This window comes from Bacillus methanolicus PB1 (assembly GCF_000262755.1).
Classification (GTDB): Bacteria; Bacillota; Bacilli; order Bacillales; family Cytobacillaceae; genus Bacillus_Z; species Bacillus_Z methanolicus.
Genome location: NZ_AFEU01000003.1, coordinates 1122341 through 1144845, shown reverse-complemented (window position 1 = coordinate 1144845; position 22505 = coordinate 1122341). Strand labels below are relative to the sequence as shown.

The following is a 22505-nucleotide window of genomic DNA, read 5'->3' as shown; positions in this document are numbered from 1 at the left end:
AGACAGCCTCTTCATATCTTATAGAAGCTAGTGGGAGAAACATGGGAACTGCATCCCGATTATGGTAAAATGGCTTTTGGTTTAGATTAACAAAAGAGGTGTACCCAATGAAAGTGTTAATCACCGGCGGAGCCGGCTTTATCGGAAGCCATCTTGCACAGCATTTATTGAAAAAACGTTATGAGATTTTTATAATAGATTGTCTGCATTCATATTACTCTCCTAAAAGGAAAAAACAGCATCTTAAAAAGATTCAAGAGTTAGGATCATTTCAATTTTTCGATGTTAATTTGTTGGATAGAGAGAAAACCATGGCTTTATTTCGTCAAATTTCTCCCGAAGCGGTTATTCATTTAGCGGCATTGCCGGGGGTGGCGTATTCGATTTCAAACCCTCTGGAATATGTAGATTATGATATAAAAGCGACGATTAATGTACTGAAAGCCTCGGGAGAATCGAAAGCAAACCAGGTAATATTTGCTTCATCGTCTTCTGTATATGGCAATCAGCAAAAAATTCCTTTTCGGGAAGATATGGCATCAGGGAAAGTTATTTCTCCCTATGCCGCTTCAAAACATGCAGCAGAATCCTTTTGCCATGTTTATGAGGATCTATACGGGTTCAAAGTAAAAATTTTGAGGTTTTTTACCGTTTACGGACCGTGGCAGCGTCCGGATATGGCGATCGCTTCTTTTATTAAAAAGTTGCTCCGTCATGAAGAAATAACAGTGTTTGGAAAAGGAAGCATCCGCGATTATACGTACATAGATGATATTGTTAACGGGATTTGCCTTGCTATGACGAAGTTAGATCAAAGTGAAATTCTCAACCTCGGATCCGGCAATGCCATTTCGATGGAAATGCTTTTAAGTGATTTGAAGCAATTTTTTCCAAATATGAAAGTGAATTTGGAAGCCGAGCGGAAAGGGGATGTTTATGCAACTTGGGCGGATATTTCGAAAGCGAATCAATTATTAGGCTATCAGCCTCAGGTGGATTTTAAAACCGGTCTTTTAAAAACAGTTGAGTGGGCAAAGAAAAATGAAAACCTTCTTTAAACAATTAATGAAAAATGTTCCGTCCATTTTGATTCTTATTGTTTTTATCGCATTAACTTACAATTTTTTTGATGCCGGGTTCTTATGGGAAAGCGGCAAAGAAATTTGGAAAAAGCCGTCTATCCTTTTTCTTATCTTGCTTGCCTATTTACTGTCTTTCGTCTTAAAAGCGATTGCATGGAAAGTATATTTGAAAGGAAGGCCAAGCTTTTTTTCGTGTCTTGCAGGTCTTTTTTACAGCCTTTTTCTAAACCATATCCTTCCGGTAAAAGCAGGAGACTTGGCAAGGGCAGGAGTGCTGCCTGCCCGGGATCAACATATTTCGGCTGAAGAATCATTGCATTCTGTATTTGTTTTACGAGTAATAGATATGCTTTGTCTATCAGGAATTGCTTTGATAGGGATTTTCGCTTTTCATATACACTATCGAATTCCGTTTTGGGCTCTATTTTTTGTGCTGGTGATAAGTTTAATTGCATTGCAGCTGTTAAAAAATAGGTTTCCTATTTTTGTGAATCGTCATGTCGCTTTATTAAAGAATGCGCTTTCGGGAACCAATGGATTACAGGTTTTTTTATTGACACTGACAAGCTGGATTCTAGAAGCAGCAGTTCTCTACGGGACTATTTTCGCCCTTAATAAGGAAATATCTTTAACGGCTGCAGTTTGGACGAATAGTGTAACCATTGCAGGCCAGGTGTTTCAAATAACACCGGGTGGCATTGCCAATTATGAAGCATTCATGTCTTTTGCTCTTGGATTCATCGGTTTTTCATTTAAAGAAGGGTATACCATTGCGATTTTGACTCATGGGATTAAGTTTATTTTTTCTTATCTGGCCGGATTTGCAGCTATTTGCATATTTCCTGTTCCGATCAATGTACTAAAAAGTTGGATCAGACAGAAAGGAGTGAAGGGGAAGTGAAAAGTGCTTCAAAGTTTGAAAAATTTGCAGCCAGATGCTGGAATTTATTGAATGAAGGAAAGCCGTTTACGCCTATTTTCGTTTTTGGAACGATGCTTCTGTTTCATTTTCATGATCTGAAAGATTTATCAGCTATACACGATCTTTTTCTTGCTTTTTTATTCGTCGTTCCCCTTTTAGCCATTTATTTTATATTTGACTTTCCGTTATTTTTGCGGAATTATTTGTGGATTCCGTTTGTTGTTTTCCTGATCATTTGGAAAGAAGCGAGTTTTCCGCTCCTTCTCTTTTCTGCAGGACTTTATTTCTTTTTTACCGTCTTTTTCTGGGGGACGCTTTATTATCATTTAAGAATCGGAACGTCTTGGCTGAACTTTACCCGTTTTTGGAAACTTGTCTTAAAAAACAGCGATTCCACCAGCGGCAATGCGCAGGAGCAGCTGCCGAAATTTTTCCTTATCCTGTCTGTTTGGGAAATGATCTATCAAGAGACTCCTTCATGGCTGGATGAAAACATATTAAAATTGTTCAGTTTTTATACATTCGTTCTTCTTTTTGCTTATATCCTTCATCGGAATTTATTTGACTGGAAGCCGGCCATTTATCACGAATATACGAATAATGCGCCCAATCCGGCCAAAGCAATATCAGACAAAGTCATTGTCATCGTGATTGACGGAATGCGGAAAGAACGGTTCTATGAAGCGAATACTCCATTCTTGGACTCCCTAAAGGAAAATGGAACGGAGTATATGAATATGGAAACGGTCTATCCAGCAAGAACCGTTGTATGCTTCACTTCCATGTTCACGGGAACGTATCCGTTTGAACACGGGATTCAATCCAATATGGTTTGGAAGCTTGGAATTAAAGTAGAAAGCATCTTTGATTCGCTTCGAAAGGTCGGGAAAACGGGAAGGCTCTTGGGAATTGCCCATTTAGTAGATTCAATGGGGGATGATGTTGAAACGGTTACGGCAGTCATGCATAATGATAAAGCTGATGAAAATATTATCGAAAGAGCGAAAAAGATCATGAAAGAACAAGACCCTGATTTATTGGTCATTCAATTGATCGCCACTGATCAAACAGGACACAGCAGAGGTGTTTTGTACGATGAATATTTGCAAAAAATCGAGGAAGCCGATGCACATGTTCAACAATTTGTTGAATGGTTGGACCGGGAAGGAAAGATGAAAAATACGACTCTAATCATTTGTTCGGATCATGGACAGGCAGATGGGATCGGGGGCCACGGCCATTTAGATGAAGGGGAGCGATATGTTCCGTTTTTCTTGTATGGTCCGAATATCGCCAAAGGAAAAAAATAGAGGAGAAACACAGCCTTGTGTCAGTGGCACCGACCATTGCTTATTTGCTTGGAGCTCCATATCCGAGCCGCAGCAGGGGAAAAGTGCTCCTTGATGCGATTAATGAAGCAAAGGATGAAGTGAAACATGCGTAAGCAACTTGTGATTGTTTTTTTGCCTGCTTTTAATGAAGAAGCTTCGATCGGGGATGTAATAAAGCGAATCCCTCGTCATTTTCACCCCCGGTTCGATGTGAAAGTGCTTGTTATTGACGACGGTTCAAAGGACAGAACTGTGAATATAGCGAAAGAAGCAGGAGTAGAATATATTGTAAGTTTTGAGAAGAATAGAGGACTTGGCGCCGCAGTTCGTGCAGGGTTAAAGGAATGTTATGAAAGAGGTGCGGATATCGGGGTTATGATCGATGCAGACGGCGAGTATCCTCCTGAACAAATTCCTGACTTATTACAACCTATTTTTAATGGGGAAGCTGATTACACTATGGGGTCCCGCTTTTTGGGAACAATTCATGGAATGAAGCTGCATCGGCGTTTAGGGAATTATTTTTTTACTTTTCTTCAATCGGTCTTATTAAGGAAATGGTTATATGACGGCCAATCGGGCATGAGGGCTTTTTCCAGACAGGCATTGAAACATGCTGAAATTATCCACGATTATAACTACGCACAGGTGCTGACTTTAAATTTAGTAAGAAAAGGTTTTCGTGTAAAGGAAGTTCCGATTCGCTATCAAGTACGGACAACAGGACAATCGTTTATTACATTTAAGAAATATTTGAGATCTGTGCTTCCGGCTATTATAAAAGAGATGCTTCGCCCAGTCAAAAAGGAGAAAATTGATCGAAGTTTCGATAAGGGTTTAAAGCCAGAGATCAAAAAAAATTCGACAAAAAATAGCGGTTTAAAACAAAAATATGATAATTTTGTGAAAAATTTGGAACGTTACATTGACATAAACAATGATAATCATTATCATTAACAGTGTAGGAGGGAAACGGATGAAAAAATACCAGTTTTTTTGTTTGATATTGATATTCGTTATCAGTAATATGTACACCAACCATACATTTGCTTATTCATACGGTGATCCGAATGAGGAAAAGCTTGCTGAAGTTTATAAAGAAATGATGCTCAAATTAGATCAAACCCCTCCGGATTTTACTTCTGCAAAAGCTATTTTTGAAACAGTAAAAAAAGAAATTGATATGCATATGGGTCATGAGCCGGCAGAAACGATCTTAAACAACTTAGAAAAAAAAGATAAAAAGAAACTTACTGAGAATATGGAGAAATTGCTCGTTTTAAACATTGCAAGACGATTAGAAAACATTGAAAAAAACTTTTCTGAATACGACACTAGCAAAAAGCTGCTGGCTAAGGCCTTTGCTACATACGAAGCTTTATCTCCTATAGTTGAATCTAAAAACACTGAAACGGATAAAAAACTGAAAGCTGAGTTTGACAATGCTTTAAATTCCCTGGGAAATCCCGGACTTTTCGGAGTAGGGAAAAAGGAATCTGATATTAAGGCCTTTAAAGCAAGCAAGGAAACGATTTTGACCACCCTTCAAAAAGAATTTGGTTTAGCCAGCCTTAAAGTAGGACATTTTACAGAAAGTGAAAATGAAAGCGGAATAAACAACGAAAAGAAGGATTGGACTGATATTTCAAATATCCGAAATTGGATACCGCTTCTTGTGATTGTGGGAATTATTGCAGGAGTTGTTGGTTTTACGGTTCGGCAAAGAAAAAAATAAAAAAATTATAGAGATTAAACTTGTTGACAAACACGATGGGGAGGAGAACACACTGTGGAAATACAAGCATTGCTAATAACCTTCCGTGAAGTATTAGAGGCATTACTAATCGTTGGGATTATCACAACCTATTTAAAAAGGATGGATTATCATAAATACACAAAATATGTCTGGCTCGGTGCAGGAATGGCTGTTCTTGCAAGTGTTGTTGTTGCGATGCTGTTCCAAGTAGTGTTAACCGGTTTTGCCGCCATGGGAAGTGAAATGTACTTAAAAATCGGCATTATGTTAGTCTCAGCTTTGCTGTTAACTCAAATGGTGTTCTGGATGGCGAGTCACAGCCGGGACTTAAAAGGCAATATGGAAGGTAAAATGAATCATTTTATCTCAACCGGAAACATTGCAGGAATGGTGATTCATTCTTTTCTTGTCGTATTGCGGGAAGGTGTAGAAACAGTTTTTTTCTTCGCGGCGATTACCGGCGGAAATATCGGTGCTGCAATGCAAGGCTGGGGCGCTATTACCGGGGGTGTCATTGCGGCAGTTGTTTCATACTTATTCTTTAAAGGAACAATGCGCGTTCCGCTAAAAACTTTCTTTAAAGTAACCGGTGTATTCATTATATTAATAGCTGCCGGTTTGATTGTTCAGTCCATTTCCATGATGCAGGATTTGAATATGATCGGAAGCGTTCTTCCGCATGTTTATGATATTACATGGCTTCTTCCCGAACATCCTATTGATTATCAGCATTACCTTCGCGATCATGGAGTGGCTCCAGTGCTTTCAGGGGATATCGGTATTTTCTTAAAAGCATTATTTGGCTATTCTTCGATGCCGTCCATCGAAGAAGTAATCGCCTATGTTGGTTACTTCGCCGGCATATACCTTTTGACTTGGTATCGACAAAAGGATGTCCATGAGAAAAAAGAAAACAAAGAAGCAGTAAACAATGTGAAAATATTAAAACCACAGGCAAAATAACAGATATGTTCAAAATATCCAGAGGCTGATGCTTAAGAGGAATTTTGTAATGGAAGAAATTCTTCTCCGAACCTTCACTTGAAACAACCTTGTCATAATCACATTTTGGCAAGGTTGTTTTCTTTTTGAGAATGTACCTTTCCTCTTGAGAAAATCCTGACTATTACTTGTTATAATTATTATGACATCGACATATTAAACGTGATAAGACGGTGAAGAATATATGAAAAAAAATAATAAATTTGCGTGTAAAACAAATTTATTTACAACATTCATTCAAATCATTAGTTTACTCGCTATTAGTTTCTTGCTTGGTTTTCAATTTAAATATACAAATTCATTTGCCTCTACTTGGGATCAGGTTGATTTTGCTCGAGGATTGGACATGTACAATATCATGGCTATGCAGCCCCACTTTCCGGGATACCCATATTTTATTCTTGGAGGGAAAATTCTTCATCTTTGGATCGAAAATCCGGCAGAAGCCTTGACAGTTTTTAATATCCTTTTTTTCAGCAGTGCTCTTATACCTATCTATTTAATAGGCAGACAATATCTTAAGAGAGAATATAGCTTGCTCATGACAGCCATTTTATATACTGGAAGCTATTGCCTCACAATGGTTAATCAGCCAATGTCAGAAGGAGCGGCACTTTCGGCATTATGGTGGTATGTTTATAGTCTGAAAACTGCCTTGAAAAGCAGGCATCCGCTTTCCGGCGTCCTGTCGATGTTTCTGTTAAGTATTCTTCTTGGCATTCGGTTATCCTATTTTCCATTTTCAATAGGAATCGTTTATTTTTTTTATAGAAAATGGAAAGAAAAACACATTTCAATGAAGCAAATTTTTGTTAATACCATCATTGCATTTTTATTTCAGTTTGTTTGGGTTTTAGCTGCAGCTTTTTCAGAGGGCGGCATAAAGCCATTCATTAAACTCGCCCTTGCATTTACAAGCGGGCATTTTCAAAGCTGGGGAGGGGCTGTTACAGCGGTTGATCTAAATTTTGTTGAAAGGTTGAGAATTTTCATTATCGAGAACATTTTTTGGACAGGAATCCTTTCCCGGTCTATAATACTGTTGGTTTTCTATTTTCTAATCGCGATTCTTTTTTTGTTTAGCATGAAATGGGAGAATGTTAAGAAAGACATTCTGCTCAAGCTTTTGTTTTTATTGGGCTTTTGTTATTTTTTATGGGCTCTCTTTGCTCAAAATATTGATAAACCGAGACATATTCTTCCGTTAGCAATGTTCATTCTTTTTTATCTTTTTATTGTAGTACTGGCAAAGAGAAATCATCTAGTTGCACTTCTATGCATGTTTATTTTATGCTGTCAATGTTTCTTGGCAGCATCACTTATAAAAGAACAAGCAACCCTTAAGCCTGCCATATACAAGACGGCAAAGTTTTTGAATCATTATAAAAATCCCTTTATTGTTTATACTTGGGAGGAAACAAGGGTATTTGACTATTTAAATGTTCCCTTTTCTCATAAACGTGTTCAAACTTACAATGTATTTGTGCATGATGCCGGATATTATTCCGATAAAGAGATTTTACTTACAGATAAGGTTGTCCAAGGTTTTAAACAGCAAGGAATCGATGTTGAAGACAATATTGTGAAAGTACAACATTTTCAATCAAATGAATTATTCGATCCGATTTATAGCGAGATTACGCTATTTAAATGGAAAAATACATCAGGGGGTGAACATGATGAATGAAACAATAAAGAGCAAACTTGCTCTTTTGCCGGATCAGCCCGGCTGTTATTTAATGAAAGACCGGCAAGGAACGGTTATTTATGTCGGAAAAGCAAAAGTGCTGAAAAATCGGGTCCGCTCCTATTTTACCGGTTCCCATGACGGTAAAACACTTCGGCTTGTCAATGAAATTGAAGACTTTGAATATTTTGTCACTTCTTCAGATATTGAAGCTCTGATCCTTGAGATGAATCTAATTAAAAAACACGATCCGAAGTATAATGTCATGCTGAAGGATGATAAAAGCTATCCGTTTATCAAATTAACGGGCGAACGGCATCCAAGGCTTATCACGACAAGAAAAGTAACGAAAGATAAGGGAAAGTACTTTGGACCTTATCCAAATGTTCAAGCTGCGAATGAAACAAAAAAACTGCTTGACCGGATTTATCCGCTGCGAAAATGCTCTACACTTCCGGACAGGGTTTGTTTATATTATCATATGGGACAATGTCTTGCCCCTTGTGTAAAAGAAGTGGATGAAAAAGAATACAAAACGATTACAGATGAAATTACCCGATTTTTGAATGGCGGTTATAAAGAAATAAAACAAGAACTGGCTGAAAAAATGACTGCTGCTGCCGAAGAACTTGATTTTGAGCGGGCAAAAGAATACCGCGACAAAATTGCGCATATTGAAATGACGATGGAAAAACAAAAAATGACGATGACTGATTTCACCGACCGGGACGTATTTGGATATGCCGTCGAAAAAGGCTGGATGTGCGTTCAAGTATTTTTTATAAGGCAGGGGAAATTGATTGAACGGGATGTTTCGTTGTTCCCGCTTTACAAAGAACCTGAGGAAGAAATTCTTACATTTATGGGGCAATTTTACTCAAAGCCAAATCATTTTAAACCAAAAGAAATACTGGCTCCAGACTCAGTAGATGCGGACATGGCGGAAAAACTTCTTGATGTAAAAGTGTTAAGGCCAAAGCGGGGCCAAAAGAAAGAGCTTGTAAAATTGGCTGAGAAAAATGCTAAGATTGCCTTGCAGGAAAAGTTCTCGCTGATTGAACGGGATGAAGAGAGAACGATTAAAGCAGTTGAAAATTTAGGCCGCCAGCTTGGAATTTATACACCCCATCGGATTGAAGCTTTCGATAATTCGAACATTCAGGGAACAAGCCCCGTTTCTGCTATGGTTGTCTTTATTGACGGCAAACCTGAGAAAAAAGAATATCGAAAATATAAAATTAAATCTGTACAAGGACCTGATGATTATGAGTCAATGAGGGAAGTTGTCCGACGAAGATATTCGAGAGTTTTGAAAGAAAATCTTCCGTTGCCGGATTTGATAATTATTGATGGCGGAAAAGGCCATGTTGAAGCTGTCAAGGACGTGCTTGAGAATGAGTTTGGACTGGAAATTCCAATTGCCGGCCTTGTAAAAGATGAAAAGCATAAAACTTCACAGTTATTATTTGGAAATCCTCTTGCTGTCGTTACATTAAAACGGAACAGCAAGGAGTTCTATTTGCTCCAGCGTATCCAAGATGAAGTGCACCGGTTTGCAATTACATTTCACCGCCAGTTGCGTGGAAAAAGTGCTTTTCAATCGTTATTGGACGACATCCCGGGGATTGGTGAGAAACGGAAAAAACTGCTTCTCAAACAATTTGGTTCCGTGAAAAAAATGAAGGAAGCAACAATGGAGGACTTTACTGCTGCCGGCATTCCGGCAAATGTCGCAAAAGAATTAATGAAAAAGTTGCAGGAATGACATTGTCATAAATCCGGACGTATGCTATACTGAAAAAAATTTAATCGTTTAATCACTTTAGAGCATTAAAGTGAAGATAGAGGTGCGAACTTCATCAGTAAAAGCTTGGAGAAGAATGAGCTTTAATGAAAAGCTTTGAAAGGGAATGTTCGCCGAAGTGAAGAAAAACTCATTTTTTTCTTTGCTGGTCCTGCATTTAAGAGATGCCGGACTGTCAAGGCAGTGCTGCCTTGGAGAGCTATCTCACTGTGTCTGCGTATATTTTCTTACGTTTTCCACAGCAATGAGGTAGCTATCTCATTGCTGTTTTTTATTTTATTAATTTAAAAACAGCTTTTTAGAGAAAACTAGTTATATATAGAAACGGCGGCACTCCTTTAATGAACTTTAACTTTATAGAAAGAAGGGGAAAACATTGGGATTAATTGTCCAAAAGTTTGGCGGAACATCTGTTGGCTCCGCTCGGCGCATCTTAAACGTTGCTGATCGGATAATTGAAGAAAAAAAGAACGGAAATGACGTTGTCGTCGTTGTTTCGGCAATGGGGAAAACAACAGATGAGCTTGTCGATTTAGCAAAACAGATTTCTGCACATCCGGCAAAGCGCGAAATGGATTTGCTTCTTACAACTGGAGAGCAGGTAACGATTTCGCTTTTGGCTATGGCATTAAAAGAAAAAGGCTATGAAGCCATTTCTTACACTGGATGGCAGGCAGGCATCAAAACTGAGCCTGTTTTCGGGAATGCGAGAATAATAAATATCGAAACTGAAAAAATTCAAAAACAGCTAGATGTAGGAAAAATCGTTGTCGTTGCCGGATTCCAAGGTATTGATGAACATGGAGAAATTACGACTCTTGGCAGAGGCGGATCCGATACGACGGCTGTAGCACTGGCTGCAGCTCTGAAAGCTGATAAATGTGACATTTACACCGATGTTACTGGAGTTTTTACAACCGATCCGCGCCATGTAAAGTCGGCTCGGAAACTTTCTTCTGTTTCTTATGATGAAATGCTTGAACTAGCAAATCTTGGGGCAGGCGTCCTTCATCCAAGAGCAGTGGAATTTGCGAAAAATTACGGGGTTCCTTTGGAGGTGCGCTCCAGTATGGAACGGGAATCAGGGACGATCATTGAGGAGGAAGTAACAATGGAACAAAATCTTGTTGTTCGGGGAGTAGCTTTTGAAGACGAAATCACACGAGTAACAGTTATTGGATTGCCAAACTCGTTAACGAGTTTATCCACTATTTTTACGACACTTGCCCAACATCGCATTAATGTTGATATCATTATCCAAAGTGTAACTGAAGCTGAAACAACAAATTTATCTTTTTCGATTAAGAGTGGCAATTTAGAAGAAACAATGGCCGTCCTCGAAAACAATAAGAAATTGCTAAACTACAAAGGGATTGAATCGGAAACGGGATTAGCAAAAGTTTCAATTGTCGGTTCAGGAATGATTTCAAACCCAGGAGTCGCCGCTAAAATGTTTGAAGTGCTTGCTTCAAATGGTATTCTAGTAAAAATGGTTAGCACATCGGAAATAAAAGTATCTACGGTAATTGAAGAAAGCCAGATGATTAAGGCAGCAGAAGCGATTCATCAAGCATTTGAATTGTCGGGATCGACTGTTAAATCGTAACGCTCAACTTAAAAAGAAATACAAAAGGGCTGACTCATATGCAAAGTGTCAGACCCTTTATTAATTAAATCATGGCTTTACGATGTCTTTCTTATCCCACTTAACTGTAAATTGCACCTTTGATCCCTTTTTACGCGGATGTTCGAAAGCTTCAGCAACCACTTGTTTTTGCAGTTCGATTTGCTGGGCTATAAAACCGGCTTCCAGCTGAAAAGAAATATCTTTTTTTGACTGGAGTCTTTGAGAAATTATGCCGCCTGTTAATTCTACTTCAAGTTCGTTACTGGATTCATTTGTTATAATCAGGGTTCCCCAGCTTGCTTTCTGAAAAAAAACACACATTTCATCGAAATTTTTTAGCGGAAATTGCCTCGCCAACCGTTTCCCGGCCCAATATAAGATTTCGGGTTCATCTTTTCCAAGCAGCTCCGGCAGAAGAATGTCACGTATTAATTCATAGCCGAAAGCAGTGACAACAGGAGAATCTGAGTCCGCCGCTTTCATTGCCGCTAATAATTCACTCAATGCTCTTCCCCTCTTTCTATGAATATATTATATACAATTTACCCGTAAATTAGCATATATTTAAAGAAAACGAGTATGAGTTTTAACTCCCAACCCTAACATGGAAATAGATTTCATTATAAAACAGAACCAACATAATAAGGCGGTGTGAGCGAAGCCAAGCTCAAAATATTTACAAAGCCAAACAAGTATCTTGCTAAAGATAAGTTGCCATTTTTATCTTTGTTAGCGTAGCTCACCCCTTTTCCGCAGAAAAAGAGTGGAAGTTAAAAATGAATTTTTGTTATTTTAATATAATGGAATTTTTAGATGAAAATTTGAAATTAAAGTTATTATATATATTATTCGCAATATCAACATATTTCAAAAAAATTTTAAGGAATCTTGTATCCGTTTTCTTGACGCTCTTTGTTGATGAGAGTAAAATGAACATGTCACATAAATGTAAAAAAATTTTTATACAATGATGATAAGGTTGCGTTCCGATAGTGGAGAGCGGAGAGAACCTGAACATCAGTTAAAAACCAAGGAGGATAAGTTCGTGGCAGGAAATCGAGAATTTTTTAACCGCAGGCTGCATTCATTGCTCGGGGTAATTCCGGTAGGGCTGTTCCTTACGCAACATCTTGTAGTAAACCATTTCGCTACTGGAGGAGAAGAATCTTTTAACAGAGCTGCTCATTTTATGGAGAGTCTGCCATTCCGTCTTTTCCTTGAAATATTTGTTATTTATTTGCCGCTTTTGTTTCATGCAATCTACGGGCTTTATATTGCATTCACTGCGAAAAATAATGTAAGCAGATTTGGATTTTTTCGGAACTGGATGTTCTTGCTTCAGCGCGTTTCTGGTGTCATTACCCTTATTTTCGTTACTTGGCACGTATGGGAAACACGCGTTGCTGCAGCATTTGGAGAAGAAGTTAATTTCCAAATGATGGAGAATATTTTATCATCTCCTTTCATGTTCTGGTTTTATGTTATTGGTGTTATTTCTGCCATCTTTCATTTCGCGAATGGCTTATGGTCATTCCTTGTCAGCTGGGGAGTAACAGTTACACCTCGTTCCCAACAGATCTCTACTTACGTAACGCTAGGAATCTTTGTAGCTCTTTCAATTGTTGGAATTCGCGCCCTTACAGCATTTATTTAATTGAAAAATATTCAGATAATAGGAATAAAAATGGACGGACTACGAATAGGAGTGAACCTCAATGAGTAAAGGGAAGATAATTGTAGTCGGCGGCGGTCTGGCTGGCTTAATGGCAACGATCAAAGTTGCGGAAGCAGGGACCCCGGTGGAGTTGTTTTCTTTAGTACCGGTAAAACGTTCCCACTCTGTTTGTGCCCAAGGTGGTATAAATGGAGCTGTTAATACAAAAGGAGAAGGCGATTCCCCATGGGAACACTTTGATGATACGGTTTATGGCGGAGATTTCCTTGCTAACCAGCCACCGGTAAAAGCAATGTGTGAAGCTGCACCAGGGATTATCCATTTAATGGACCGGATGGGTGTAATGTTTAACCGTACACCAGAAGGTTTGTTGGATTTCCGGCGATTTGGCGGGACACAGCATCACCGTACAGCATTTGCAGGAGCAACAACAGGGCAGCAGCTGCTTTATGCATTGGACGAGCAGGTGCGCCGACATGAGGTGGCAGGACTCGTCACGAAATATGAAGGTTGGGAATTTCTAGGAGCAGTTTTGGATGATGAAGGAATCTGCCGCGGAATTGTAGCTCAAAATTTAACTTCCATGGAAATCAAGTCATTTCCGTCCGATGCGGTTATTTTAGCGACTGGCGGTCCGGGGATTATTTTCGGAAAATCAACGAATTCTGTTATTAATACCGGTTCAGCTGCTTCGATTGTATATCAGCAGGGAGCTTACTATGCGAATGGTGAATTTATTCAAATCCACCCGACAGCGATTCCCGGTGATGACAAGCTTCGCCTAATGAGTGAATCTGCGCGCGGTGAAGGCGGGCGTGTCTGGACTTATAAGGACGGAAAGCCATGGTACTTCTTAGAAGAAAAATATCCGGCATACGGAAATCTTGTTCCGCGTGACATTGCTACACGGGAAATCTTCCATGTATGCGTTGATTTAAAACTTGGAATCAACGGTGAAAACATGGTATATCTCGATCTTTCCCATAAAGATCCAAAAGAGCTTGACATTAAACTTGGCGGAATTATCGAAATCTATGAAAAGTTTATGGGTGAAGACCCTCGCAAAGTTCCGATGAAAATTTTCCCTGCCGTTCACTATTCAATGGGCGGACTGTGGGTTGATTATGACCAAATGACAAATATTCCCGGATTGTTTGCGGCAGGTGAGTGTGATTATTCACAGCATGGCGCAAACCGCCTCGGAGCAAACTCTTTATTATCTGCGATTTACGGCGGAATGGTTGCCGGTCCGAATGCAGTTAGATACATTAACGGCTTAGAAAAGAGTTCTGATGCGACTTCTTCTTTAATATTTGACCGATTTGTAAAGAAAGAAGAAGAAAAGTGGAATCATATTATGTCTCTAGATGGAACAGAAAACGCTTACGTCCTCCATAAAGAGCTCGGTGAATGGATGACTGATAACGTAACCGTTGTCCGCTTCAACGATAAACTGTTAAAAACAGATGAGAAAATCGTTGAACTGTTGGAACGTTATGAAAATATCAATATTAATGACACCTCAAAATGGAGCAACCAAGGTGCAGTCTTTACAAGACAATTGAAAAATATGCTTCAATTAGCACGGGTTATTACATTAGGGGCCTATAATCGTAATGAGAGCCGGGGAGCCCATTATAAGCCTGAGTTTCCTGAACGTGATGATGAAAATTTCTTAAAAACCACGATGGCAAAGTTTGTGGACGCAAAATCAGCGCCTGCATTCCATTACGAAGATGTAGATACTTCCTTAATCAAGCCTCGCAAGCGCGATTATTCGAAAAAGAAAGGGGAACAATAAGGTATGTCTGAGACTAAAACTAAAACGGTCCGTTTCATCATCACACGCCAAGATAATCCTGAGTCAGCCCCTTACCAAGAAGAATTTGAAATTGCTTATCGCCCAAATATGAATGTTATATCCGCATTAATGGAAATTCGCCGGAACCCGGTAAATGCGAAAGGTGAAAAAACAACACCGGTAACATGGGAAATGAACTGTTTGGAAGAAGTGTGCGGAGCATGTTCGATGGTCATTAACGGCAAGCCGCGCCAATCTTGTACAGCTCTAATAGATCAACTGGAACAGCCGATCCGCCTGGAACCAATGCGGACTTTTCCGGTTATTCGTGATTTGCAGATTGATCGGAGCCGCATGTTTGATTCATTAAAGAAAGTGAAAGCGTGGATTCCCATTGATGGCACATATGATCTTGGACCCGGCCCGCGCATGCCTGAGAAAAAACGCCAGTGGGCTTATGAGTTATCTAAGTGTATGACATGTGGTGTTTGCCTTGAAGCATGTCCAAATGTAAACAGCAAATCAAACTTTATCGGACCTGCTCCATTATCGCAAGTTCGCTTATTTAATGCCCATCCAACAGGTGCAATGAATAAGGCTGAACGACTTGAAGCGATCATGGGCGACGGAGGCCTTGCCAACTGCGGAAATTCACAAAACTGTGTTCAATCATGCCCTAAAGGCATTCCGTTAACAACTTCAATTGCAGCGTTAAACCGTGATACAACAATCCAGGCCTTCCGTAATTTTTTTGGAAGCGACGAAGTTTAATAATAAAAAGGCTGATCCAAAAACTAACTGGGTCAGCCTCTTTTTGTGTTTAATAAGTAAACATAGCATGAGAAACTGTTAGCTGATCATCAAAAAGTTATGATAAGCGGATAAGCTTTTGCACATTTTTCATAAAACCCTCATCCTTTCAGCGAATATAGTCACTCTGTTCCATTAATTCACATATGATATGGTGACTAAATATATACCCATCCCACGGTTCATAGCTGGCGAAGGCAAGGAGGGTTACAATACTTGAAGGAGAATGAATATACGCACAAACCGTTACTCACGAAAAGAGAAAGAGAAGTATTCGAACTGTTAGTACAGGATAAAACAACAAAAGAGATCGCTAGTGAATTATTTATAAGCGAAAAAACGGTTCGGAATCATATTTCAAATGTGATACATATTCATTGCAAAAAAATAATTAAGGAGTGGACAAGCCACTCCGTTTTTTTATTATCTCTCTTCCCACTTTCTCGGAATGTTTTCTCCTTCTATTTCATAATAAATCTCTCTGTCTTTCATGTAAATTTTTTTAATAATTGGTATGCGGACAATTTCATTGTTTGTTTTATCCCTTTGATCTTGTTTTCTACTTTTTTCTTCTTTTTTTGCGAAAAAATCAATAATCATGAAGTCATCTCCTTTAAGAATATATGTTCGGTTTTAGTTGTTTAAAAGAAAAGCCCTAAAAAAGGGCTTCCCTATTTTACTTAGGCTGCAACTTCTTTATTTTTATCTTTTCTGAAAATCCCCATAAGGCCTGCAATAAGTAATAAAACCCCAGGGAGGATATAAAACATTGAGATACTAATAACTCCACCAATTGCTGAAATAAGCATTAATATCCCACCAAATTTTGCTTTGCTTTTTACAACTACAGATCCTATAATTCCGAGAATTGATAAAATAACCGCAGCCCAACCTAAACCAATAACTTCGCTTGTCCCTGAAGAACTGAACGCAGCATCAACACCACCAATAAATAAAGCCATAAAAGCACCAATAAAGCCAAAAATACCACCTAATAAACCTAATACAAATTCAGTTGTTCTTTTCATAGTTTTTTTCCTCCTTACTGTACAGGTACTACAAATTCAACTGGCTTTGATTGCATAAAGTCTGCAGTTGTTATATCTCCAAAAAGTAATTTAAGTTCTTTGACTGCATTCACATCAATCTTTTTCCCTTCAGGGGCAAGAAATTCAATTACTCCCTCTTGTTTAACTCCACCTTGAACGTCTCCGCCAATTTCTCCAGTAGTCATAAACATGTTTGCATTAAGTTGCATGTCACCAACAACTAATTGGCCTTGATCTGGATAAAAACTAAGAGCAGCGTCTGATGTGTTTTCTAAATTCATTCCCACAGAAATTTTATCTTCAGTAATTTTAATTTCTCCTAATGCTACTTTCATTCCAAGAACATCAGTTGTGTGTGCTGTTGCATCTATGGTTTTACCTGAGTCCTTCTTTACTTCTTTAGTTTCAGAATTAGATTCTTCCTTTTTTTCAGTAGAATTACCTGTTCCTCCTGTACTTACATCAGAAGAGCCACAACCAGCTAATACTAATCCTAAAGATAAAAGTGCAGTTACAAATAAAATTTTCTTTTTCATAATAAACTCCCCTTTTTATAGATTTATGTATTTATGGACAAAATACCCATCAATACCTTAAATTAAAACACGCTTTTGGTGTGGTATTGTAATAGTTTTCAGTTTTATATTTTTGCGACGGTTAATAATAATGAATTTTTCATAAACTATTTCATGTTTATCCTTTGTTTATTACTATCCTCTTTAAGTGAATTTATTTTATTTTCTAATTTCCTAATCAAATCATCCTGCTTCTGATCAGGAATATCATCCTTTTTCAAGAAAAATAGCGCTTCTTGGTATTGTTCTAATGCTTTTTTGTTGTTCCCTTTGAACTCAAATTTTTCGGCTTTCAAAATTAAATCATCAAGTTCCACTTTATGAATGAAGTGTTGGATATTATGAACTAACAATTCGTTCAGGTAGCCGTATTCTTTAGCAAATTCTTTTAGTTCCATCAACGCTTTGTTGGCATTGTTTATTTTGGCATTTACACTTTTCGCAAGCTTCGCTTTATCCATGTGTTTTTCTATACGATTCTCAATTTCCTCTTCAACAAGTCTTTTTCTGATCGCTTGTACTTCTTTCAATTTGTTTCTTGGTGTATCACTTAAAACTGATATGCCCTTACTATAATAATCTTTATCAAGAATTCGATATTGTTCTTCTACTAAATCCAATCTATTCATTTTTGTGTTGAAATTCTTCGAGGTTTCAACCAACGTTAAAGATTCATTGATGATTTCAACATGTCTTTCGATACTAAACATTACAGGGTTATGGCATTTATTACAAAGCCCTGCTTTTGATACCGTCAAGAAGATTCCCTTCTTACCACAAAATTTACATTGAGCCATTTCTAACCCTCCTATAAAAATTACCTAGTAAAAAATAACTATTATACTCTCAAAAAAATTTAAGTTTTGCAAATTCTCTAGGGATACCGTTTATTGATGCTAAATCTTGGAGGGTAATCGAGGTATCACGAAAATCATTGATAAGTTCATCTGGTAGAAGAAGCTCTACAGCAAAAGTATTTGCTTCGACTTCTATCTTATCTATTGAAAATAAAGTCTTATTACGTAAAAAAGGGGTGTTTGATCGTGGATGTAATATCGCATGTCCTAATTCGTGAGCACATACAAAGCGTTGCATATGCTCATCTAACCTATTATTGATATGAATCATTTGTATACGCTTATAGGTACTGTAATATCCATAGGTATTTACTAAGTCTTGAAAACGTAAATAAATGTTTTTTGCTTGGGCAATTTCAAACGGATTGTTTGTTTTATATGTTTGTATGAGTTTTGTAACAATTCCTTTAATATTCCCCATTCTTTCAACCCCCGTCTAATCCTCTTTTCGATACTTTTTCGGGGTGAATTTTTGTTTTGCCAGTTGCTTCGCAAAACGCAACGAGCTTTCTAAAGACAATCGAAGAGCTTCTTTTGTTTCTTCATCCATTGGCTCTCCATGAAAGGATAACGCTTCTTTATTCTCTAAATCGTTAAGCATTTTTTCTAAATCACGAGCAATGTCTCGTTCGTCTTTTTCTGTTAGCGGAGGGAGATCGTCAGATGGCTTTTTGGCATTTTCAGAACCCAATAAATAATCTGTTGAAACCCCATAGAAATCTGCTAATTTCTTTAGTGTTTCAGAATCAGGCTCACTTCTGCCGGTTTCATAATGTGACAACCTTGCTCTAGATATTCCTATTTTTTGTGCAATTTCTTCTTGTGATCTCTTCCCTCTTAATTTTTTTAATCTATCACCAATCATTCCAAAATCCCTTTCTAACAAGGTTTATAAATATATTATAGATACAATATGTATCAAATTAAACAAATGATAAAAAATGTATCAAAAAATAGTTGACGATACAAAACGTATCAACTATAATTAAGTCAAGAATTGATACAAATGGTATCAAAAAAGAGAGGTGAAAAAATTGAGACAAAGACTTGTTCAGGAAAGACTCAAAAGACGCTTAACGCAGAAACAAGTCGCTGAAATTCTTGATATTTCTGAAGTATACGTAAGGAAAATCGAAAAAGGCCTTCGAAATCCAGGTCGAGAAACAATGCTTAAATTTGAAAAGTTATATGATACCCCAGGAAAATTATTGTTTCCGGATCTTTTTGATGTATCTATTGATACAAAACGTATCAAATCTAATCTTGCCTAAGGAGGCGATTTAGTGCATCAATTGCAAACATTCAATCATGAAATGTTTGGTGAGCTGCCAGTATTGATTGTTGAAGGAATTGAATGGTTTGGAGCAACAGAGGCAGCTACGGCGTTATCGTTCTCGGACCCACACAAGGCAATTAATAATCACGTTGATGACGATGACTCGACGGTCCATCCAGTCATCGACTCGCTAGGCAGAAAGCAAAATAAAAAGTTCATTAATGAGTCAGGACTTTACAGCTTGATATTTGGTGCAGCCAAACAAGGTAATAATCCAGAAATCAAAGAGAAAGCAAAACGTTTTAAACGTTGGGTAACAGCCGAAGTATTGCCTACAATCCGAAAAACCGGCGGATACGTTTCTAATGATGATCTGTTCATACAAACCTACTTACCACACGCTGACGAACAAACGAAGATGACTTTCAAGGCAACATTGGCACTTGTCAGAAAACAAAATGAACAAATTGCAGAAATGAAACCGAAAGCCGATTATTTCGACGCTTTGGTTGATCGTAACTTACTTACAAATTTCCGAGATACAGCAAAAGAATTACACATTAAACAAACTGATTTTATCAACTGGTTGTTAGATAAAAAATACGTCTATCGTGATCAGAAAGGTAAATTGAAACCATATTCACAATATGTTCCTAGATTATTCCAACTTAAAGATTGGAATCGCAACGGAAAAGCGGACGTTCAAACGCTGATTACGCCGCAAGGCAAAGAGACATTCCGACTTCTTTTGCAAAAGGAAATTGAAGCTTCATGAACAAAGTTGCTCAATTCCCATTAATAAAGGTTGCCTATAACCTTTTAAAAAGCGCAGAACATAAAGTTTTCAATGTTGATTTATATAACGGATTGGATGCGCCTATTCTGTCAATTCGTGAAAAGCCAGAAAAAATCATTTTGGATTATATCGACGAAACGGAAGGGTATGAGATCGACATCCATTTTAAGAACTCATACATCGTAGCTACCGAAAAAGATTTTACTTTTCACGTCGATAAAGAACGAGATTGTGTGTTCTTTGTATCGAATAATCATGAAAATCTATATTTCATGATCCTGATAGGTTAGTCCACCTGTCCTAACTGCATAAGGTTATTTGAGGTGATAAATATGAAAAAACAAAAGAAAAAATCACCCTTGTACGTCGGAAAAGAGACGTATGGAAAGGTACCAATAGAAGAGGCGTTCAAAAAGGCGCTCGAGCCTTATTTCAACAAAGAAAAATATTTCAAAATTTCGTAGCCATTTGGCTGCCTCTTCTTTGGTAGGACAAGCTTCAATTCAGTTTCTTAAAAATTCTCAATTTTATTCTACCTTTGAAAACTAAATACAAGGAGGCGAACAAAATGGCGAACGCTGTAGCGAAAACCCGTTTATATTCACCGTCAGCGATAGGAAACATCTTACGAATTGCTCGTGAGAGAGCGTGTCAAGAAGAACGACGTACAAAACGGTATATGGCAGAGGCTTTAGGGATTACTGTTGAAAGGTTATCCAGAATTGAAGCAGGGACGGCCCAAGTACCTTTTGAACTTGCCGTTGAATGGTGTCATATCGTCGAAGATTATACGGCTTTAGCGAAGATAAAACACATATACGGGATGGAGTTGCCGCCAACGGATCCACGGCTACTTAAATCTGTTTCTGATCAACTGGTTAACTTTATCAGACAGGCGAGCGACGCTATCGAAGCAGCTAAGAAACTTCTATACATTAGCACTCAGCTGCGTCCCGGCGATCAGATAAGTGAAACTCTTGAGGCTGATGTATTAAATCATGCTGAAGAGATTTTGGATACAAAGCAGGCTGCTGAATGTGTTCTTGATTCCATGCAAAGAAATTGGAGACTTTGCCGGGACACACTAAATCGGAATTGGATCCAAGAAGCGATTGCTGACAGAGTCATTATTTCATCAGTAGCACAATACGAGAATATTCGGAAGGAAATATTTTTCGAAGAAAGATCCAGGAAATTTTAGGGGGATGGAAAGTGAATAAAGATCAGTTTTTGCCACAGGACAGACCGGCTGCCATTGCAGAGTATAGAGCAGTTTGGACGTGTATCGGCCGTATTGAAGAAAGCATTATGAAAGGCGACTTGAAAGAAGCTGAATTGACGATCCGTGATTTATCAAAGTCGGTTCGAGAACTAGAGCGATTGGCTGAAAGAAAACAAAATCATGAACAACTGATGACGTTTGTAGCAGAACTAAAGGAAAAAGGCATTTTAGTATCAACAGTAGTGAGGGTTCGATGATGGGGTACGTTGCATTTGGAGTTATCTTTCTAGGCCTGGTCTTTATCGGGATTTTAACACTCGTGGCATTCGGTTTAGGCGAAATATGACAAAAAGCAGTGAGCAAAGGTTCCAATCCAACCAAGCACACTGCAAGCAGTAACTGAATATCACTATTATTCTACCATTCTTTGAAATGATACGGCAAGCCTTTGTCCTTGCCGTCATGAGCCGGGTTTTTCCTTACTACCTCCATATAATCCACTTTTTCCCCGGCTTAGGACGGTGCGGATAAAGCGCCAGAGGTACATGGCAATCTGCTTTTACCAGAGGTTCGGCGTGTACCTCAGATGATCTTTGAAAACTGGATAGAGAGGAGGTTCGACGTGCTAAGGGCTAAATATCTCCAAGTTGTTGTCGGCCAATGTGCCAATCCAGAGTGTAGATGGCCCATTTACCGCGGCGATCAAGTCTGGAAGTTTGGTAGAAAGCTATATTGCAACGGGCAATGTTTGGTTGAGGGCATGAACAAAAATAGGAAGGAGGCTTAACATGCTAAGAGCTAAATTTCTTCAGGTGAAAATTTTTGAGAGTGTAAGTGAAGCTAACTCTTGGTTGCTTGAAAATCCTGATACAGAAATTATAGATATTAAAGTTTCTGGCGGGGATGGAGACTATGTTATCGGCATTATATATCGAAAGGAGGCGTAACATGCGAGATCATCCAGTAATCGAGCAAATCAATCGGACAGGCTTTCCGAACATGATTTCCCAACCGGTACATGCAGGAATTGATTATTTTGGTTCGGAGATCCTGGCCGGCGATGAGATTGTCATCGACGAGAATACCGGGGAAGTTGTTTTGAAGGAAAATCTGGAAGATTATTTGGTAGAAGTTTATGAATTTCGGTTTACTACAGCAGAATAAAAAACTCCTGCGGCAACAGGAGTAAGTTGTTTAAAAAAATCATTCAATTACCGTCATTGTATCACGGAA

Annotated in this window: 25 protein-coding genes, 2 pseudogenes and 1 riboswitch; of the genes and pseudogenes, 20 read left to right on the top strand and 7 right to left on the bottom strand. The window is 38.3% G+C overall.

Annotation, left to right across the window (positions count from 1 at the left end):
- The first annotated feature begins 107 nt into the window (after window positions 1-107).
- The 9 genes and pseudogenes from PB1_RS15465 (at window position 108) to PB1_RS15425 (ending at window position 11190) form a co-directional block, all read left to right on the top strand.
- A complete protein-coding gene (locus tag PB1_RS15465; RefSeq protein ID WP_004438719.1) occupies window positions 108-1058 on the top strand; it encodes an NAD-dependent epimerase/dehydratase family protein in 951 nt (316 codons plus the stop codon).
- Window positions 1042-1983 (top strand): lysylphosphatidylglycerol synthase transmembrane domain-containing protein, encoded by a 942-nt coding sequence (locus PB1_RS15460; protein WP_004438716.1) that lies wholly within the window; start codon window positions 1042-1044, stop codon window positions 1981-1983. Before PB1_RS15465 ends, PB1_RS15460 begins: the two co-directional genes overlap by 17 nt.
- A pseudogene (locus PB1_RS15455) lies at window positions 1980-3448 on the top strand (alkaline phosphatase family protein). Before PB1_RS15460 ends, PB1_RS15455 begins: the two are co-directional and overlap by 4 nt.
- Complete coding sequence (locus tag PB1_RS15450) at window positions 3441-4292, top strand: glycosyltransferase family 2 protein (RefSeq protein ID WP_004438706.1); 852 nt, start codon at window positions 3441-3443, stop codon at window positions 4290-4292. Before PB1_RS15455 ends, PB1_RS15450 begins: the two are co-directional and overlap by 8 nt.
- 19 nt (window positions 4293-4311) lie before the next feature.
- Complete coding sequence (locus PB1_RS15445; protein ID WP_004438702.1) at window positions 4312-5070, top strand: hypothetical protein; 759 nt, start codon at window positions 4312-4314, stop codon at window positions 5068-5070.
- 54 nt (window positions 5071-5124) lie between these two features.
- A complete protein-coding gene (locus tag PB1_RS15440; protein WP_004438699.1) occupies window positions 5125-6054 on the top strand; it encodes an FTR1 family iron permease in 930 nt (309 codons plus the stop codon).
- A gap of 223 nt (window positions 6055-6277) precedes the next feature.
- Window positions 6278-7780, top strand: a complete 1503-nt coding sequence (locus PB1_RS15435; RefSeq protein WP_004438696.1) for a hypothetical protein — start codon at window positions 6278-6280, stop codon at window positions 7778-7780.
- A complete protein-coding gene (gene uvrC, locus PB1_RS15430) occupies window positions 7773-9545 on the top strand; it encodes an excinuclease ABC subunit UvrC (RefSeq protein WP_004438694.1) in 1773 nt (590 codons plus the stop codon). Before PB1_RS15435 ends, uvrC begins: the two co-directional genes overlap by 8 nt.
- Before the next feature lie 69 nt (window positions 9546-9614).
- Window positions 9615-9794, top strand: a riboswitch (Lysine riboswitch).
- A gap of 166 nt (window positions 9795-9960) precedes the next feature.
- Entirely contained in the window at window positions 9961-11190 is a 1230-nt protein-coding gene (locus tag PB1_RS15425; protein ID WP_004438692.1) for an aspartate kinase, read from the top strand.
- 69 nt (window positions 11191-11259) lie between these two features.
- Here PB1_RS15425 and PB1_RS15420 read toward each other — a convergent pair whose 3' ends face one another.
- Window positions 11260-11694, bottom strand: a complete 435-nt coding sequence (locus PB1_RS15420) for a YslB family protein (protein ID WP_034645706.1) — start codon at window positions 11692-11694, stop codon at window positions 11260-11262.
- 562 nt (window positions 11695-12256) lie between these two features.
- Here PB1_RS15420 and PB1_RS15410 point away from each other — a divergent pair.
- The 4 genes and pseudogenes from PB1_RS15410 to PB1_RS17225 all read left to right on the top strand — a co-directional run.
- Window positions 12257-12865 (top strand): succinate dehydrogenase cytochrome b558 subunit, encoded by a 609-nt coding sequence (locus tag PB1_RS15410; protein ID WP_004438689.1) that lies wholly within the window; start codon window positions 12257-12259, stop codon window positions 12863-12865.
- A 61-nt stretch (window positions 12866-12926) separates the two neighbouring features.
- Entirely contained in the window at window positions 12927-14687 is a 1761-nt protein-coding gene (sdhA, locus tag PB1_RS15405) for a succinate dehydrogenase flavoprotein subunit (RefSeq protein ID WP_004438688.1), read from the top strand.
- A gap of 3 nt (window positions 14688-14690) precedes the next feature.
- The gene (gene sdhB / locus PB1_RS15400) at window positions 14691-15458 is read left to right on the top strand and encodes a succinate dehydrogenase iron-sulfur subunit (RefSeq protein WP_004438687.1); all 768 of its coding nucleotides are present in this window, start codon (window positions 14691-14693) and stop codon (window positions 15456-15458) included.
- A gap of 255 nt (window positions 15459-15713) precedes the next feature.
- Window positions 15714-15866: pseudogene (locus PB1_RS17225) on the top strand (helix-turn-helix domain-containing protein); the annotation flags it as partial.
- A 54-nt stretch (window positions 15867-15920) separates the two neighbouring features.
- Here PB1_RS17225 and PB1_RS17740 read toward each other — a convergent pair.
- The 6 genes from PB1_RS17740 to PB1_RS15375 form a co-directional block, all read right to left on the bottom strand.
- Window positions 15921-16097, bottom strand: a complete 177-nt coding sequence (locus PB1_RS17740) for a hypothetical protein (RefSeq protein ID WP_004438686.1) — start codon at window positions 16095-16097, stop codon at window positions 15921-15923.
- Between the two features lie 80 nt (window positions 16098-16177).
- Window positions 16178-16525 (bottom strand): DUF4064 domain-containing protein, encoded by a 348-nt coding sequence (locus PB1_RS15395; RefSeq protein ID WP_004438685.1) that lies wholly within the window; start codon window positions 16523-16525, stop codon window positions 16178-16180.
- A 14-nt stretch (window positions 16526-16539) separates the two neighbouring features.
- Window positions 16540-17082, bottom strand: a complete 543-nt coding sequence (locus PB1_RS15390; RefSeq protein ID WP_004438684.1) for a hypothetical protein — start codon at window positions 17080-17082, stop codon at window positions 16540-16542.
- A gap of 146 nt (window positions 17083-17228) precedes the next feature.
- Window positions 17229-17918 carry a hypothetical protein gene (locus tag PB1_RS15385; RefSeq protein ID WP_004438682.1) on the bottom strand — a complete coding sequence of 230 codons (690 nt, stop codon included), beginning with the start codon at window positions 17916-17918 and terminating at the stop codon, window positions 17229-17231.
- Between the two features lie 49 nt (window positions 17919-17967).
- Window positions 17968-18399, bottom strand: a complete 432-nt coding sequence (locus PB1_RS15380; RefSeq protein ID WP_004438679.1) for an ImmA/IrrE family metallo-endopeptidase — start codon at window positions 18397-18399, stop codon at window positions 17968-17970.
- A 15-nt stretch (window positions 18400-18414) separates the two neighbouring features.
- On the bottom strand, window positions 18415-18843 hold the full coding sequence (locus tag PB1_RS15375) for a helix-turn-helix domain-containing protein (protein ID WP_004438676.1): 429 nt from the start codon (window positions 18841-18843) through the stop codon (window positions 18415-18417).
- A gap of 169 nt (window positions 18844-19012) precedes the next feature.
- Between PB1_RS15375 and PB1_RS15370 the strand changes: the two genes are divergently transcribed.
- The 7 genes from PB1_RS15370 to PB1_RS15345 all read left to right on the top strand — a co-directional run bounded on the left by PB1_RS15370 (window position 19013) and on the right by PB1_RS15345 (window position 22436).
- A complete protein-coding gene (locus tag PB1_RS15370; RefSeq protein WP_004438673.1) occupies window positions 19013-19249 on the top strand; it encodes a helix-turn-helix transcriptional regulator in 237 nt (78 codons plus the stop codon).
- A 12-nt stretch (window positions 19250-19261) separates the two neighbouring features.
- Window positions 19262-20029, top strand: coding sequence for a phage antirepressor Ant (locus PB1_RS15365; protein ID WP_004438670.1), 768 nt, complete (start codon window positions 19262-19264; stop codon window positions 20027-20029).
- On the top strand, window positions 20026-20340 hold the full coding sequence (locus PB1_RS15360) for a hypothetical protein (protein WP_004438667.1): 315 nt from the start codon (window positions 20026-20028) through the stop codon (window positions 20338-20340). Before PB1_RS15365 ends, PB1_RS15360 begins: the two co-directional genes overlap by 4 nt.
- A gap of 278 nt (window positions 20341-20618) precedes the next feature.
- Window positions 20619-21251 carry a helix-turn-helix domain-containing protein gene (locus tag PB1_RS15355; RefSeq protein WP_004438663.1) on the top strand — a complete coding sequence of 211 codons (633 nt, stop codon included), beginning with the start codon at window positions 20619-20621 and terminating at the stop codon, window positions 21249-21251.
- An 11-nt stretch (window positions 21252-21262) separates the two neighbouring features.
- On the top strand, window positions 21263-21529 hold the full coding sequence (locus tag PB1_RS15350; RefSeq protein ID WP_004438660.1) for a hypothetical protein: 267 nt from the start codon (window positions 21263-21265) through the stop codon (window positions 21527-21529).
- 531 nt (window positions 21530-22060) lie between these two features.
- A complete protein-coding gene (locus PB1_RS17615) occupies window positions 22061-22219 on the top strand; it encodes a hypothetical protein (RefSeq protein WP_004438654.1) in 159 nt (52 codons plus the stop codon).
- Between the two features lies 1 nt (window position 22220).
- Window positions 22221-22436 (top strand): YqaI family protein, encoded by a 216-nt coding sequence (locus tag PB1_RS15345; RefSeq protein WP_004438652.1) that lies wholly within the window; start codon window positions 22221-22223, stop codon window positions 22434-22436.
- Window positions 22437-22505 lie beyond the last annotated feature (69 nt).

Bases quoted from the DNA above. Each gene is read 5' to 3' on its own strand.
- PB1_RS15465 (WP_004438719.1), top strand. From the start codon at position 108: ATGAAAGTGTTAATCACCGGCGGAGCCGGCTTTATCGGAAGCCATCTT.
- PB1_RS15460 (WP_004438716.1), top strand. From the start codon at position 1,042: ATGAAAACCTTCTTTAAACAATTAATGAAAAATGTTCCGTCCATTTTG.
- PB1_RS15450 (WP_004438706.1), top strand. From the start codon at position 3,441: ATGCGTAAGCAACTTGTGATTGTTTTTTTGCCTGCTTTTAATGAAGAA.
- PB1_RS15445 (WP_004438702.1), top strand. From the start codon at position 4,312: ATGAAAAAATACCAGTTTTTTTGTTTGATATTGATATTCGTTATCAGT.
- PB1_RS15435 (WP_004438696.1), top strand. From the start codon at position 6,278: ATGAAAAAAAATAATAAATTTGCGTGTAAAACAAATTTATTTACAACA.
- uvrC (WP_004438694.1), top strand. From the start codon at position 7,773: ATGAATGAAACAATAAAGAGCAAACTTGCTCTTTTGCCGGATCAGCCC.
- PB1_RS15420 (WP_034645706.1), bottom strand. From the start codon at position 11,694: ATGAAAGCGGCGGACTCAGATTCTCCTGTTGTCACTGCTTTCGGCTAT.
- sdhA (WP_004438688.1), top strand. From the start codon at position 12,927: ATGAGTAAAGGGAAGATAATTGTAGTCGGCGGCGGTCTGGCTGGCTTA.
- sdhB (WP_004438687.1), top strand. From the start codon at position 14,691: ATGTCTGAGACTAAAACTAAAACGGTCCGTTTCATCATCACACGCCAA.
- PB1_RS17740 (WP_004438686.1), bottom strand. From the start codon at position 16,097: ATGATTATTGATTTTTTCGCAAAAAAAGAAGAAAAAAGTAGAAAACAA.
- PB1_RS15395 (WP_004438685.1), bottom strand. From the start codon at position 16,525: ATGAAAAGAACAACTGAATTTGTATTAGGTTTATTAGGTGGTATTTTT.
- PB1_RS15390 (WP_004438684.1), bottom strand. From the start codon at position 17,082: ATGAAAAAGAAAATTTTATTTGTAACTGCACTTTTATCTTTAGGATTA.
- PB1_RS15385 (WP_004438682.1), bottom strand. From the start codon at position 17,918: ATGGCTCAATGTAAATTTTGTGGTAAGAAGGGAATCTTCTTGACGGTA.
- PB1_RS15380 (WP_004438679.1), bottom strand. From the start codon at position 18,399: ATGGGGAATATTAAAGGAATTGTTACAAAACTCATACAAACATATAAA.
- PB1_RS15375 (WP_004438676.1), bottom strand. From the start codon at position 18,843: ATGATTGGTGATAGATTAAAAAAATTAAGAGGGAAGAGATCACAAGAA.
- PB1_RS15360 (WP_004438667.1), top strand. From the start codon at position 20,026: ATGAACAAAGTTGCTCAATTCCCATTAATAAAGGTTGCCTATAACCTT.
- PB1_RS15355 (WP_004438663.1), top strand. From the start codon at position 20,619: ATGGCGAACGCTGTAGCGAAAACCCGTTTATATTCACCGTCAGCGATA.
- PB1_RS17615 (WP_004438654.1), top strand. From the start codon at position 22,061: ATGCTAAGAGCTAAATTTCTTCAGGTGAAAATTTTTGAGAGTGTAAGT.
- PB1_RS15345 (WP_004438652.1), top strand. From the start codon at position 22,221: ATGCGAGATCATCCAGTAATCGAGCAAATCAATCGGACAGGCTTTCCG.